12 protein-coding genes are annotated in these 13615 nt (G+C 63.2%); all 12 read right to left on the reverse strand.

Going from position 1 to position 13615, the window contains the following annotated elements:
* Genes GFU70_RS23245 through mraZ form a run of 12 tightly spaced genes read right to left on the reverse strand, consistent with a single transcriptional unit; the run spans position 1 to position 13375 of the window.
* On the reverse strand, positions 1–966 hold the full coding sequence (locus GFU70_RS23245; RefSeq protein ID WP_058542747.1) for a D-alanine--D-alanine ligase: 966 nt from the start codon (positions 964–966) through the stop codon (positions 1–3).
* Positions 963–2423 carry a UDP-N-acetylmuramate--L-alanine ligase gene (gene murC, locus GFU70_RS23250; RefSeq protein WP_058542746.1) on the reverse strand — a complete coding sequence of 487 codons (1461 nt, stop codon included), beginning with the start codon at positions 2421–2423 and terminating at the stop codon, positions 963–965. The genes GFU70_RS23245 and murC overlap by 4 nt, the downstream gene beginning before the upstream one ends.
* A complete protein-coding gene (gene murG / locus GFU70_RS23255) occupies positions 2416–3486 on the reverse strand; it encodes an undecaprenyldiphospho-muramoylpentapeptide beta-N-acetylglucosaminyltransferase (RefSeq protein WP_116641374.1) in 1071 nt (356 codons plus the stop codon). The genes murC and murG overlap by 8 nt, the downstream gene beginning before the upstream one ends.
* Entirely contained in the window at positions 3476–4693 is a 1218-nt protein-coding gene (ftsW, locus tag GFU70_RS23260) for a putative lipid II flippase FtsW (RefSeq protein ID WP_057451743.1), read from the reverse strand. Before ftsW ends, murG begins: the two co-directional genes overlap by 11 nt.
* Positions 4690–6036 (reverse strand): UDP-N-acetylmuramoyl-L-alanine--D-glutamate ligase, encoded by a 1347-nt coding sequence (gene murD, locus GFU70_RS23265; protein WP_058542744.1) that lies wholly within the window; start codon positions 6034–6036, stop codon positions 4690–4692. Before murD ends, ftsW begins: the two co-directional genes overlap by 4 nt.
* A gap of 5 nt (positions 6037–6041) precedes the next feature.
* On the reverse strand, positions 6042–7124 hold the full coding sequence (gene mraY / locus GFU70_RS23270; RefSeq protein ID WP_014340067.1) for a phospho-N-acetylmuramoyl-pentapeptide-transferase: 1083 nt from the start codon (positions 7122–7124) through the stop codon (positions 6042–6044).
* Positions 7124–8491: a UDP-N-acetylmuramoyl-tripeptide--D-alanyl-D-alanine ligase gene (locus GFU70_RS23275; protein ID WP_064106953.1), complete on the reverse strand. Its 1368-nt coding sequence runs from the start codon at positions 8489–8491 to the stop codon at positions 7124–7126. The genes mraY and GFU70_RS23275 overlap by 1 nt, the downstream gene beginning before the upstream one ends.
* Positions 8484–9947: a UDP-N-acetylmuramoyl-L-alanyl-D-glutamate--2,6-diaminopimelate ligase gene (locus tag GFU70_RS23280; RefSeq protein WP_058542743.1), complete on the reverse strand. Its 1464-nt coding sequence runs from the start codon at positions 9945–9947 to the stop codon at positions 8484–8486. The genes GFU70_RS23275 and GFU70_RS23280 overlap by 8 nt, the downstream gene beginning before the upstream one ends.
* The gene (locus GFU70_RS23285; RefSeq protein WP_058542742.1) at positions 9947–11689 is read right to left on the reverse strand and encodes a peptidoglycan D,D-transpeptidase FtsI family protein; all 1743 of its coding nucleotides are present in this window, start codon (positions 11687–11689) and stop codon (positions 9947–9949) included. The genes GFU70_RS23280 and GFU70_RS23285 overlap by 1 nt, the downstream gene beginning before the upstream one ends.
* Positions 11686–11979, reverse strand: coding sequence for a cell division protein FtsL (ftsL, locus tag GFU70_RS23290; protein ID WP_058542741.1), 294 nt, complete (start codon positions 11977–11979; stop codon positions 11686–11688). Before ftsL ends, GFU70_RS23285 begins: the two co-directional genes overlap by 4 nt.
* Complete coding sequence (rsmH, locus tag GFU70_RS23295) at positions 11976–12923, reverse strand: 16S rRNA (cytosine(1402)-N(4))-methyltransferase RsmH (protein ID WP_058542740.1); 948 nt, start codon at positions 12921–12923, stop codon at positions 11976–11978. Before rsmH ends, ftsL begins: the two co-directional genes overlap by 4 nt.
* A complete protein-coding gene (mraZ, locus tag GFU70_RS23300; protein WP_003205355.1) occupies positions 12920–13375 on the reverse strand; it encodes a division/cell wall cluster transcriptional repressor MraZ in 456 nt (151 codons plus the stop codon). The genes rsmH and mraZ overlap by 4 nt, the downstream gene beginning before the upstream one ends.
* Positions 13376–13615: the final 240 nt, after the last annotated feature.

Raw genomic sequence — 13615 nt, forward strand, 5'->3', positions numbered from 1 at the left:
TTAACCTCTTGGCTCTTGCTGGCCGACACTGGCGGCCAGGATCGACAGCACCAGTTGCTGGAAATCCAGACCGGCGGCGCGGGCCGCCATCGGCACCAGGCTGTGATCGGTCATGCCCGGCGCGGTGTTGACTTCCAGGAACCAGAACTGCCCCTCGGCGTCCTGCATCACGTCCGCCCTGCCCCAACCGGCGATACCCAGTGCCTCACAGGCCTTGGCCGTGAGGTCCATCAGTTCTTTTTCCTTGGCGGCGTCCAGCCCGCAGGGAACGCGGTACTGGGTATCGTTGGCAACGTACTTGGCGTCGTAGTCGTAGAACGTGTGGGGCGTGCCCAACGCAATCGGGGGCAACACCTGGTCACGCAGGGTGGCGATGGTGAACTCGGGACCGGTGATCCATTGTTCGACCAACACTTGCGAATCGTAGGAACTGGCGTCTTTCCATGCCGCGGTCAACTCAGGCAGCGAATTCACTTTCGCCATGCCGATACTTGAACCTTCATGGGCCGGTTTGACGATCAAAGGGAAGCCCAGTTCCGTGGCCGCCGAAATACAATCGGCCTCGCACGCCAACACGGCGTGACGCGGCGTGGGAATGCCGAGGCTGTGCCAGACCTGCTTGGTGCGCAGCTTGTCCATCGCCAGGGCGGAAGCCAGGATGCCGCTGCCGGTGTAGGGAATGCCCAGGCACTCGAGCAGGCCTTGCATGCTGCCGTCTTCGCCACCGCGACCGTGCAGGATGATGAACGCGCGGTCGATTTTTTCGCTCAGCAGACGCTGCAGGAAATCGTCGCCCACATCGATGCCGAAGGCGTCGACACCGGCGCTTTGCAAGGCTTGCAGCACGGCGTTGCCGGACTTGAGGGACACCTCGCGCTCGGCGCTCTTGCCGCCGAACAGCACGGCAACGCGGCCGAAGGCTTTCGGATCAAGGGTCGAAACCAGGTTGGCGTAGGCAGCAGTCATTTCACTTTCCCCTCGCTGGCGGCCACGATGGCACCGGCGAATAACGGACTGTTCAACAGTTTCGGGGCCAGGCCACCGATGTCACCGGCACCCTGGCACAGCAGGATGTCACCGGCGCGCAGCAGCGGTTTGACCAGCGGCGCGAGGTCCACGCCGCGTTCGATGTAGATCGGGTCCAACTGGCCGCGCTGGCGAATGCTGTGGCACAGCTGGCGGCTGTCGGCCCCCGGGATGGGTTCTTCACCGGCCGGGTAGACTTCCATCAACAACAGCACGTTGGCGTCGGCCAATACCTGGACGAAATCGTCGTACAGGTCGCGGGTGCGGCTGTAGCGGTGCGGCTGGTAGACCATCACCAGGCGGCGTTCCGGCCAGCCACCGCGCACGGCCTTGATCACCGCCGCGACTTCGGTCGGGTGGTGGCCGTAGTCGTCCACCAGCATCACGTTGCCGCCGTCCACCGGCAGTTCGCCGTAGACCTGGAAGCGTCGGCCCACGCCCTGGAACCCGGACAGGCCCTGGACGATGGCTTCATCGCTGACGCCTTCGTCAGTGGCGATGCAAATGGTGGCCAAGGCATTGAGCACGTTGTGGTTGCCAGGCATGTTCACCGACACGTCCAGCGGTTCGCGATCCGGACGCAGCACGGTGAAGAACGTCTGCATGCCCTGCTGGCGCACGTTGATGGCGCGCACGTCGGCTTCTTCGCCGAAACCGTAGGTCACGGTCGGCCGCTTGATCAGTGGCAGGATTTCACGCACCACCGGGTCGTCCAGGCACACCACCGCCAGACCGTAGAACGGCAGGTTGTGCAGAAACTCGACGAAGGTTTTCTTCAGTTTGTTGAAGTCACCGTCGTAGGTGGCCATGTGGTCGGCGTCGATGTTGGTAACCACGGCCACCAGCGGTTGCAGGTGCAGGAAACTCGCGTCGCTTTCATCGGCTTCGGCGATCAGGTAGCGGCTGGTGCCCAGCTGGGCATTGGTGCCCGCCGCATTCAGGCGCCCACCGATCACGAAGGTCGGGTCCAGGCCACCGGCCGCGAACACCGAGGCGATCAGGCTGGTGGTGGTGGTTTTGCCGTGGGTACCGGCGACGGCAATGCCGTGGCGATAGCGCATCAGCTCGGCGAGCATCTCAGCCCGAGGCACCACGGGAATGCGGCGTTCCAGGGCGGTGGCGACTTCCGGGTTGGAGGTGTTCACGGCACTGGAAACCACCAGCACGTCGGCATTGGCGGCGTTCTCGGCGCGGTGGCCGATAAAGATGTGAGCGCCGAAGGACTCCAGGCGCTCGGTCACCGGGGAAGCTTTCAGGTCGGAACCGGAGACTTCATAGCCCAGGTTCAGCAGTACTTCAGCGATCCCGCACATGCCCACGCCGCCGATACCGACGAAGTGGATACGGCGGATACGGCGCATTTCAGGTTGCGGCATGGCTTTGCGATTCTCAACCATGGGCCACCTCCAGGCAGGTATCGACCACTCGGGCCGTGGCATCGGGTTTGGCCAGGCGGCGGGCGGCGCGGGCCATGTCTTCAAGTCGTTGCGGCTGCATCAAAACCTCTGTCAGGCGGGCGGCAAGATCCGCGGCGCCAGTCGTTCTTTGCGGCATCAGGAAGGCAGCGCCTTCACGGGCCAAATAATCGGCGTTACGGGTCTGGTGATCGTCGATGGCGTGGGGCAAAGGCACCAGCATCGAGGGCAGACCGGCGGCAGCCAGTTCACTGATGGTCAGCGCGCCTGCGCGGCAGACCACCAGGTCGGCCCAGCCATAGGCTTGGGCCATGTCTTTGATGAAAGGCTGCACTTGCGCCTCCACGCCAACGGCGCGATAGCGCTCGGCGGTCACTTCATCGTGGTTTTTGCCAGCCTGGTGAAACACTTCCGGGCGCAGTTCGGGTGCGACCTGCGACAGCGCTTCGGGCAGCAGTTTGTTCAACGGTTCTGCCCCCAGGCTTCCACCCAGGACCAGCAAACGTGCCTTGCGTCCGGCCAGGGCCGGGCGTGGTGTATCGAGAAACAGCTCGGTACGCACCGGATTACCGGTGGTGCGGCGGCTGCTCGACAGGGTAAAGGTGTCGGGAAAGGCTTCACAGACCCGGGCGGCCAACGGCACCAGTAACCGATTGGCGGTACCGGCCACGGCGTTCTGCTCGTGGACGATCACCGGCACACCGGCCAATTTCGCCGCAACTCCGCCAGGGCCGGTCACATAACCGCCAAACCCGACCACGCACACCGGCCGCAACCGACGGATGATCGCCCGCGCCTGCCAGATCGACTTGAGCAGCATCAGCGGCGCCTTGAGCAACGACAACTTGCCCTTGCCCCGCAGGCCGCTGGCGTCGATCCGATGCAGCTCAAGGCCGGCAGCTGGTACCAGTTCGTTCTCGATGCCCCGCGGCGTACCCAGCCAGTGCACGGTGTAGCCGCGCGACTGGAATTCCCGGGCACAGGCCAGCGCCGGGAACACATGCCCGCCGGTACCGCCCGCCATGATCAGCACGTTAGCGCCCATGAGTCGGCTCCTCGGCGAAGTCGCTCTCCTGGAACTCCATCTCCTCGCTGCCCAGATGGGTTCGACTCTCCCATTCGATGCGCAGCAACAGGCCCAGACAGGCGCAGCAAATCACCAGGGAGCTGCCGCCATAACTGAGGAACGGCAGCGTCAGGCCCTTGGTCGGCAACAGGCCGACGTTCACGCCGATGTTGATCAGGAACTGACCGATCCACAGGAACGACAAGCCATACGCCACGTAGGCGGCAAAAAACTGCTTGGCCTTCTCGGCCCACAAACCGATGTACATGCCGCGCACGCAGACGAACACGAACAGGGCAACGGTGCACAAGGAGCCGACCACGCCGAGCTCTTCGGCCAATACCGAGAACACAAAGTCGGTGTGGGCTTCGGGCAGGTAGAACTGCTTCTGCACGCTGTTGCCCAGGCCCACGCCCAGCCATTCGCCGCGACCGAAGGCGATCAGTGCCTGGGTCAATTGATAGCCGGAACCAAACTGGTCGGCCCACGGGTCGGTGAAGGTGATCAGGCGCGCCATCCGATAAGGCTGGGCCTGGACCAGCACGGTCACGGCTGCCACCGCCAGCGCCACCATCAGGATGAAGCGAAACAGCCCGACGCCCCCCAGGAACAGCATCGCCGCAGCGGCCCCCATCATGACCACGGTGGCGCCGAAGTCCGGCTCCATCAGCAGCAGGCCCGCCATGGGCAGCAGCACGATGAACGGCTTGAAAAAGCCCATCCAGCTCTCGCGCACTTCTTTCTGGCGACGCACCAGGTAACCGGCGAGAAAAATCACCACGAAGACCTTGGCAATTTCCGAAGGCTGCACGTTGAAGAAGCTGAAGCCGATCCAGCGCATCGAACCGTTGACCTCGCGGCCAATGCCCGGCACCAGCACCATCACCAACAGACCGAAGGCGCCAAGCAGCATCATCCAGCCCAGGCGTTGCCAGGTGGCGATCGGCACCATCATGGTGACGATGCAAGCGCCCAGGCCGATCACCAGGTAAATCAGGTGGCGGATCATGTGGTAAAGCGTGTTGCCCGACTGCACGGCGGCCACTTCCGACGACGCGGAGGTGATCATCACCAGGCCAAGGCCCAGCAAGGCCAGGCAACCGGCGAGCATCGGGAAATCCAGGTCGATGCCGCGCCCGGTGATCAGCGGCGACGGGTACGGCTTGATGATGTTCATCAGGCTCATGCCAAGTCCTCCGCGGCCCGGGCGAACAGCTGCCCGCGCTCTTCATAGTTCTTGAACATGTCGAAACTGGCGCAGGCCGGTGACAACAGCACCGCATCGCCCGGTTGCGCGAGGGCGCGGCACTGTTGCACCGCCTCGTCCAGCGAACCGACCCGGACCAGCGGCACGGCATCGCCGAGGGCCTGGGCGATCAATTCGCGATCGCGACCCATCAGCACCACGGCGCGGCAGTTGGCCGCCACCGGGTCGCGCAGGTCCTTGAAGTCCGCACCCTTGCCGTCGCCGCCGGCAATCAGCACGAGCTTGCCTTGGATGTCCGCGCCCAGCCCTTCGATGGCCGCCAGTGCGGCACCGACATTGGTGGCCTTGGAGTCGTTGTACCAAGCCACGCCGTCCAGGTCGCGCACCCACTGACAGCGGTGCTCAAGACCGGCGAAGCTGCGCAGGGCCGAGAGCATGGCGTCGAACGGCAGGCCGACCGCATGCCCCAGGGCCAACGCGGCCAGGGCATTGGCCTGGTTGTGGGCGCCACGAATCTTCAGTTCGCGCACCGGCATCAGGTTCTGGAATTCGAAGGCCAGGTATTTCTCGCCGTTCTCTTCGCGCAGCCCGAAGCCTTTGAAATCCGGCACGCCCAGGCCGAAGGACCAGCACGGCATGCCCTCGCCCAACAATGGACGGGTCAGGGCGTCCTGGCGGTTGAACACCACTTGCCGGGCGCCACGGAAGATCCGGTGCTTGGCCAGGTGATAAGCCGGCAGGCCGCTATAGCGGTCCATGTGGTCTTCGCTGATGTTGAGCACGGTCGCCACTTCGGCGCCCAGGTGGTCGGTGGTTTCCAGCTGGAAGCTCGACAGCTCCATCACGTACAACTCGACGTCGTCACTGAGCAAGTCCAGCGCCGGGGTACCGAGGTTGCCGCCCACCGCGACGCGCTTGCCGGCCGCCGCCGCCATCTCGCCCACCAGGGTGGTGACGGTGCTCTTGGCATTGGAACCGCTGATGGCGACGATCGGCGCCTTGGCGTTACGCGCGAACAGCTCGATGTCGCCGGACAATTTCACGCCACGGGCAGCCGCCGCCTGCAGGGCCGGAGTCGCCAGGGCCAGGCCAGGGCTCACGTAGAGCTCATCGGCGCGGCACAGGAATTCGACGTCCAGCTCGCCACAACGCACGTCCACCTGCGGATAGTCACGGCGCAGCGTGGCCAGCTCAGGTGGATTTTCCCGCGTATCGGCCACGGCAAACGACACGCCCCGGTTCGCCAGGAAGCGAACCAGGGACATGCCGCTCTTGCCGAGGCCGACAACGATGCGGAAGTGGTCAGAAGCGATCAGGGACACTCGTTCTACCTCAGCTTCAGGGTGGCAAGGCCGACCAGGACCAGAATCACGGTGATGATCCAGAAACGGACGATCACGCGTGGCTCGGGCCAGCCCTTGAGTTCAAAGTGGTGGTGGATCGGCGCCATGCGAAATACCCGGCGGCCGGTCAATTTAAAGGACGCAACCTGAATGACGACTGACAGGGTCTCCATCACGAATACACCGCCCATGATGAACAGGACGATTTCCTGGCGAACGATGACGGCGATGGTGCCCAGGGCCGCGCCCAGCGCCAACGCGCCGACGTCGCCCATGAAGACTTGCGCCGGGTAGGTGTTGAACCACAGGAAGCCCAGGCCGGCACCGATCAGCGCACCGCAGAACACGATCAACTCGCCCGCCCCCGGCACATAAGGAATCAGCAGGTATTCGGCGAATTTCACGTTACCCGACAGGTAGCAGAAGATCCCCAGGGCGCCGCCGACCATGACCGTGGGCATGATCGCCAGGCCATCGAGGCCGTCGGTGAGGTTGACCGCGTTGCTCGAACCGACGATCACCAGGTAGGTCAGCACGATGAAGCCTGCGCCCAGCGGAATGCTGTAGTCCTTGAGCATCGGCAGGATCAGGGTGGTCTCTACCGGCGAGGCGGCGGTCATATAAAGGAAGATCGCCGCGCCTAGGCCGAACACCGACTGCCAGAAATACTTCCAGCGGCTTGGCAGCCCACGGGAGTTCTTCTCGATGACCTTGCGATAGTCGTCGACCCAACCGATGGCGCCAAAGAGCAAGGTCACCAGCAGCACGACCCAGACATACCGGTTCGCCAGGTCGGCCCAGAGCAACGTACTGATGCCGATGGACGACAGGATCAGCGCGCCGCCCATGGTCGGGGTGCCGGATTTGGACAGGTGCGACTGCGGGCCGTCGTTACGGACCGACTGGCCGATCTGCAGGTTCTGCAGGGTGCGGATCATCCACGGGCCCAGGAACAGCGACAACGACAGCGCGGTCAGCACACCCAGGATCCCGCGCAGGGTCAGGTACTGGAAGACCGCGAAGCCTTTGTGGAACTGTTGCAGGTACTCCGCTAGCAGCAGCAGCATTAATGTTTCTCCGTGGAGGCGCCGCACAGCGCCGCGACGATGTTTTCCATCGCTGCGCTACGTGAGCCCTTGATCAATAAGGTGGTGTTCGGGTCCTGCTCGGCGCCCAGGGCCTGGATCAGTTCGGCCTGAGTGGTGAAATGCCGTGCGTGTTCGCCAAACGCGGCGACCGCATGCGCCATCATCGGGCCGACCGCATACAGCGCGTCGACCTTGCCGCGCGCATAGGCACCGACGTCGTGATGCCCCTGTTGCGCCCACTCGCCCAGTTCGCCGATATCCCCCAGCACCAGCACGGTACGGCCGGAAAAACTGGCAAGGATATCCACGGCCGCGCACATGGACGACGGGTTGGCGTTATAGGTGTCATCGATCACGCGCATGCCGTTGCTGGCCAGTTGCGCGACGGAGCGCCCCTTGACCGGCTGCACGGCATTCAGCCCGGCAACAATGCCCGGCAGCGACACGCCCAGCGCATGGGCGGCAGCCGCCGCGGCCAGGGCGTTGGCAACGTTATGGGTGCCAAGCAGGTTCAACTGCACCCGCTCGGCACCAACCGGGCTGTGCAGGTTGAAAGCCGGGCAACCGCGAGCATCGCGGTCCAGGTGGCTGGCGTAGAAATTCGCGGCGGGGTTGCTCAGGGCGAAGGTCAGCACCTTGCGCGCCCCCGCCCGGGCCTTCCAGATGTCGAAGGCTTTGTCGTCGAGATTCAGCACGGCGACGCCATCGGCATCCAGCCCCTCGATGATCTCGCCCTTGGCCTCGACGATTTTTTCCGGGCCGCCGAACTCGCCGACGTGGGCAGTCCCAGCGTTGTTGAGCACCGCCACGTGGGGCTTGGTCATGGCCACGGTGTAGGCAATCTCGCCGAGCCGCGAAGCGCCCAGCTCGATGACGGCGGCGCTGTGTTCCGGCGCCAGCTCCAGCAGAGTCAGCGGCACGCCGAGGTCGTTGTTCAGGTTGCCACGGGTCGCCAGCACCGGACCGCGGGTGCGCAGGATGCTGGCAAGCATTTCCTTGACCGTGGTCTTGCCGCTGGAGCCGGTGATGGCTGCGACCGGGTTGCCATATGCCGCGCGGTTCAGCGCACCGAGCTGGCCCAGGGCCTGGCGGGTGTCGTTGACGAGCAATTGCGGCAACGTGCTGTTGGTCACTTCGCGCTCGACCAGGGCGGCGACCGCACCTTTGCCCGCGACTTCGTTCAAGTAATCGTGGCCATCGAAACGCGGTCCAGTCAGGGCGACAAACAATTGCCCCGGCGTGATCGCCCGGCTGTCGATGCTGACGCCGTCAAAGGTGGCGTCCGCGGCGATGAGGCGCGCATTCAGGGCGTTGGTCAGCTCACTGAGTTTCAAGGCCTTAAGCATGGGCAACCTCCCACGCGGTCAGGGCGTGATCGGCTTCCACCAGGTCGGAGAAAGCATGGCGTTCGCCGTTGATTTCCTGATAGTCCTCGTGCCCCTTGCCGGCCAGGACGATGACATCATCCGCCGAGGCGCTGGCGATCAATTGGGCGATGGCCTGGCCGCGACCGGCCACGAAGGTGACGTTATCCACAGCCGTAAAACCGGCGCGGATGTCGTCGAAAATCCGTAGCGGGTCTTCGCTGCGTGGGTTGTCATCGGTGACCAGCACGCCGTCTGCCAAGCGCTCGACCACTTCGGCCATCAACGGACGCTTGCCGCGATCGCGATCGCCACCGCAGCCGAACAGGCACAGCAGCCGACCCTTGGCGTGAGGACGCAGGGCCGTAAGAACTTTTTCCAAGGCGTCGGGGGTGTGGGCGTAGTCGACCACCACCAGCGGCTGAGTACCGCCACCCAGGCGCTGCATGCGACCGGCCGGGCCTTCGAGCTTCGGCAGGACCTTGAGGATTTCGTCCAGCGCGTAGTCCAGGCCGAGCAAGGCACCGATGGCTGCCAATACGTTGCTCAGGTTGAAGCGACCGAGCAAGGTGCTGCGCAAATGGTGCTCGCCCTGGGGCGTGACCAGCGTGGCGCGCACGCCTTCGTCATTGAATTGCGCCTGGCGTACATAAAGGTAGGCGCTGGCATCTTCCAGGCTGTAGGTGATCAACCGGGACTCGCGCTTTTCGGCAGCCAATTGCCGGCCGAATTCGTCATCGAGGTTGATGACCCGGCACTTCAGGTCATTCCAGGCAAACAGCTTGGCCTTGGCTTCACCGTAGGCCTGCATGGTGCCGTGGTAATCCAGGTGATCCCGGGACAGGTTGGTCAACACCGCGACATCGAACGCCAGCGCGGTCACACGGCCCTGGTCCAAACCATGGGAAGAGACCTCCATCGCAACGGCCTTGGCACCGGCCTTTTTCAGGTCCGCCAGGGTCGCTTGCACGGCTATTGGGTTCGGCGTGGTGTGCAGGCCGCTTTCCAATGCGCCATGGAAGCCGTTGCCCAGGGTCCCGACAATGCCGCAATGCTGGCCGAGCAGGTCCAAAGCCTGGGCCACCAGTTGGGTCACGCTGGTCTTGCCGTTGGTGCCGGTCACGCCCACCAGGTTCAGGTGACGGCTCGGGTCACCATAAAAACGCCCGGCGATATCCGACAGTTGCGCCGCCAGGCCCTTGACTGGAATCAGCGGAACGTCGGTGATCGGCAGCACGGTCGCGCCTTGTACTTCATAAGCCACAGCAGCCGCGCCACGTTTCAGGGCATCGGCGATGTGGTCACGGCCATCGAAACGAGCGCCCGCCACTGCCAGGAACAAGTCCCCGGCGCGTACATTGCGACTGTCCAACGCCAATTCGCGAATCAGCAGATCGTGACCGGCGTGGGCAAAAATCTTGTTCAGGCTCAGGGACATCAGCCACGCCCTCCTTCAGCTTTCAAGGGAACGACCGGCGCGGTACTGGCCTGCTGGGTCGGCGGCAGGTTATCCGGGGTAATGTTCATCAGGCGCAGGGTGCCGGACATCACTTTGCTGAACACCGGCGCCGAGACCAGGCCGCCGAAGTAGCCCGCCTTGCTCGGCTCGTCGATGACCACGACGATGGCGTAGCGCGGGTCGCTCATCGGGCCGAAACCGGCGAACAGCGAACGGTAGGAGTTCTCGGCATAGCCCTTGACGCCCGCAGAGGTTTTGCGGGCCGTACCCGACTTGCCGGCCACGTGATAGGCCGGCACCTGGGCGCGATAAACGCCACGCGGCGCTTCGATCACCTGTTGCAGCATGCCCTGCATGGTCTTGGCGACATCCTCCGGAATGACCTGAGTAGACTCCGGGGCCTTGTCGGTTTTGATCAGCGACAGCGGTGTCATGCGGCCGTTGTTGGCCAGCACCGAAAACGCGTGGACCAACTGGATCGCGGTCACGGAAACACCGTAGCCGTATGACAACGTGGCCGTTTCAGCCTTGCGCCACTCGCGGTAGTTCGGCAGATTGCCGACACGCTCGCCAGGAAAGCCCAGGCCAGTACCCTGACCAAGACCGATTTTCTGGGCAAGACGGTAAATCGTTTCCCCGCCGATATCGAAGGCGATCTTGCTCATGCCGACGTTACTGGAATTGATCAGGATGCCGGTCAAGTCCAGCACCGGGCCTTCGCTCCTGGACACGTCGCGAATGGTGTACTTGCCGATCTGCAGGGTGCCCGGGTACACCTCGACGGTGTCGCTCGGTTTCCAGCGTCCGGTTTCCAGAGCGGCGGCCATGGACACCGCCTTCATGGTCGAACCCGGCTCGAACACGTCGATCATCGCGCGATTACGCATCATCGCCGGTTGCAGGTTGCGACGGTTGTTCGGGTTGTAGGTGGGCTGGTTGACCATAGCCAGGATCTCGCCAGTCTTCACGTCCATGATCACCAAGCTGCCGGCCTTGGCACCGTTCTCGACGATGGCATTGCGCAGCTCACGGTTGGCCAGATATTGCAGGCGCAGATCAATGGACAACGCCAAGGGCTTACCGGCCTTGGCGTTTTTGGTGACTTGGACATCCTTGATCAGCCTGCCGCGCCGATCCTTGATAACCTGCCGCTTGCCGGGAACCCCGGCGAGCCAGTCGTCGTAAGCCAGCTCTATGCCTTCCCGCCCTCGATCATCGATGTCGGTAAACCCGACCATGTGGGCCGTGACTTCACCGGCCGGGTAGAAGCGCCGGAACTCTTCGATGCCGTAGACACCCGGGATTTTCAGGTCGAGCACGCTCTGGCCTTGCTCAGGCGTCAGCCCGCGCACCAGGTAGATGAATTCTTTGTTGGCCTGGGCTTCGAGGCGCTCGGCCAGGGCCTTGGGATCCTGTCCAAGGGCGGCGGCCAGGGCCGGCCACTTTTCCTTGGCCTGCTGCATTTCCTTGGCGTTTGCCCACAACGTCGTTACCGGGGTGCTCACGGCCAACGGCTCGCCATTACGATCGGTGATCAGGCCACGGTGAGCCGGAATCGGAATATGACGCAAGCTGCGGGCATCGCCTTGTTCCTGGAGGAAATCACGATCGACCACTTGCAAATCGATGATGCGCCAGACGATAGCGCCCACCATGATCCCGAGCAAACCCAGGACCAGGCGGAAGCGCCACGGAAAGAGTGCCCCTTCGAGTTTTATCATGGCGTCACCATCTGCACTTCGGCAGCGCCAGGGATGCGCATTTTCAGCTGCTCGGTGGCCAAGACTTCGATGCGGCTATGGGCGGTCCAGGTGCTCTGCTCCAGGATCAACCGGCCCCACTCGGCCTGCGCCTTGTCACGCACGCTCAGCTCGTTGTAAAGGGAATTGAGAAGCTGGCGGTTCCAGTGCGCGCTATAGGACACGGCAATGGCCGACACGAGCACGCCGATAAACAGCAGCAGCATGAAAAAGCTGCCGCCGGGCAGGGGCTTGGCGAAGAGCCTGCTCACCGCAACTTCTCCGCGACACGCATGACCGCGCTACGGGCGCGCGGGTTGACCTTGAGCTCGGCCTCGGAGGCGAACTGCGCCTTGCCATGGATCTTGATTTTCGGCACGAAGGCTTCGAAACGCACCGGCAGGTTGCGCGGCAGGTTATCGGCTTCGCCCTTGGTGAGTTTGCGCATGAACAGCTTGACGATGCGGTCTTCCAGGGAGTGGAAGCTGATCACCACCAGCCGACCGCCGATCTCTAGCGCTTCAAGCGCCGCTTCGAGACCGACTTCCAGATCGCCCAGCTCGTTATTGACGTGAATGCGCAAGCCTTGGAAAGCCCGGGTTGCCGGGTTCTTGCCCTTTTCCCAGGCCGGATTGGCAACCTTCAGCACCTCGGCCAGGTCGCCGGTGCGCTCGAATGGCTTGATGTCGCGCCGCTCGACCACGGCACGGGCCATGCGCCCGGAGAAACGCTCTTCACCGTATTCCTTGAAGACACGGGCGATTTCTTCCACCGGGGCAGTGTTGACGAATTCGGCGGCGCTGATTCCACGGGACGGGTCCATGCGCATGTCCAGCGGGCCGTCATTGAGGAAACTGAAGCCACGCTCCGGGTCGTCCAGCTGTGGCGAAGACACGCCCAGGTCGAGCAGCACGCCACTGACCTTGCCGGCCAGGCCACGCTCGGCGACTTCCGAAGCCAGCTCGGCAAAGCTGCGCTGCACAATGACAAAGCGGCCGTCTTCGGCCGCCAGCGCTTGCCCGGTGGCAATCGCTTGAGGATCCTTGTCGAACCCCAGCAACCGGCCACCCGGACCGAGCTTGCTGAGAATCAACCGGCTGTGTCCGCCACGCCCGAACGTGCCGTCCAGATAGCAGCCATCAGGACGTACGGCGAGAGCCTCGACGGCCTCGTCCAACAGTACGGTGATGTGGTTAAAGCCGCTATCAATAGTCACAGGATCAAATCACGCAGTTCATCAGGCATGGCGCCCGGTTGTTGAATAGCAGCAAGGTCAGCGGCAGAAACCGCATTCCAGGCATCTTCGTCCCACAGTTGGAACTTGTTCAGTTGGCCCACCAGCATCGCGCGCTTATCCAGCTTGGCGTACTCGCGCAGGCGCGGCGGCACCAGGAAACGACCGCTGCCGTCGAGTTCGAGGTCGACGGCATTACCAATCAGCAAGCGTTGCAAGCGGCGGTTTTCTTCACGCAGCGAAGGCAGTGCGCGCAGTTTGGTTTCGATGATTTCCCACTCATCAAGGGGGTAAACGCACAAACATGGGTCAACAGCGTCGATCGTGACGATTAATTGCCCGGAACTTCGCGAAACGAGCTCGTCACGATACCGGCTGGGCATGGCGAGCCGGCCTTTTGCATCGAGACTGATAGCGTTAGCTCCGCGAAACACGTCTGCGTTTCTCCACTTTTTGGCGTTTTACCTTCAAAAAAACCCACTTCATGCCACTTTCCGCCACTTGCGCACACTATAGGAATGCGCCCACCGCACCGTCAAGGCGCGCAATGAAGGAAAAGCCTTATAGATCGGAGATTTAGGAACGTTTCAGGAGGGGTAACAAGAATGTGACGTAGGAAATTTCGCCCAAACCTGAGACAGCGCAGGGAACTGCGCGCACAAGTTAAAGTGATT

Source organism: Pseudomonas brassicacearum, from assembly GCF_009601685.2.
GTDB lineage: Bacteria > Pseudomonadota > Gammaproteobacteria > Pseudomonadales > Pseudomonadaceae > Aquipseudomonas > Aquipseudomonas kilonensis_B.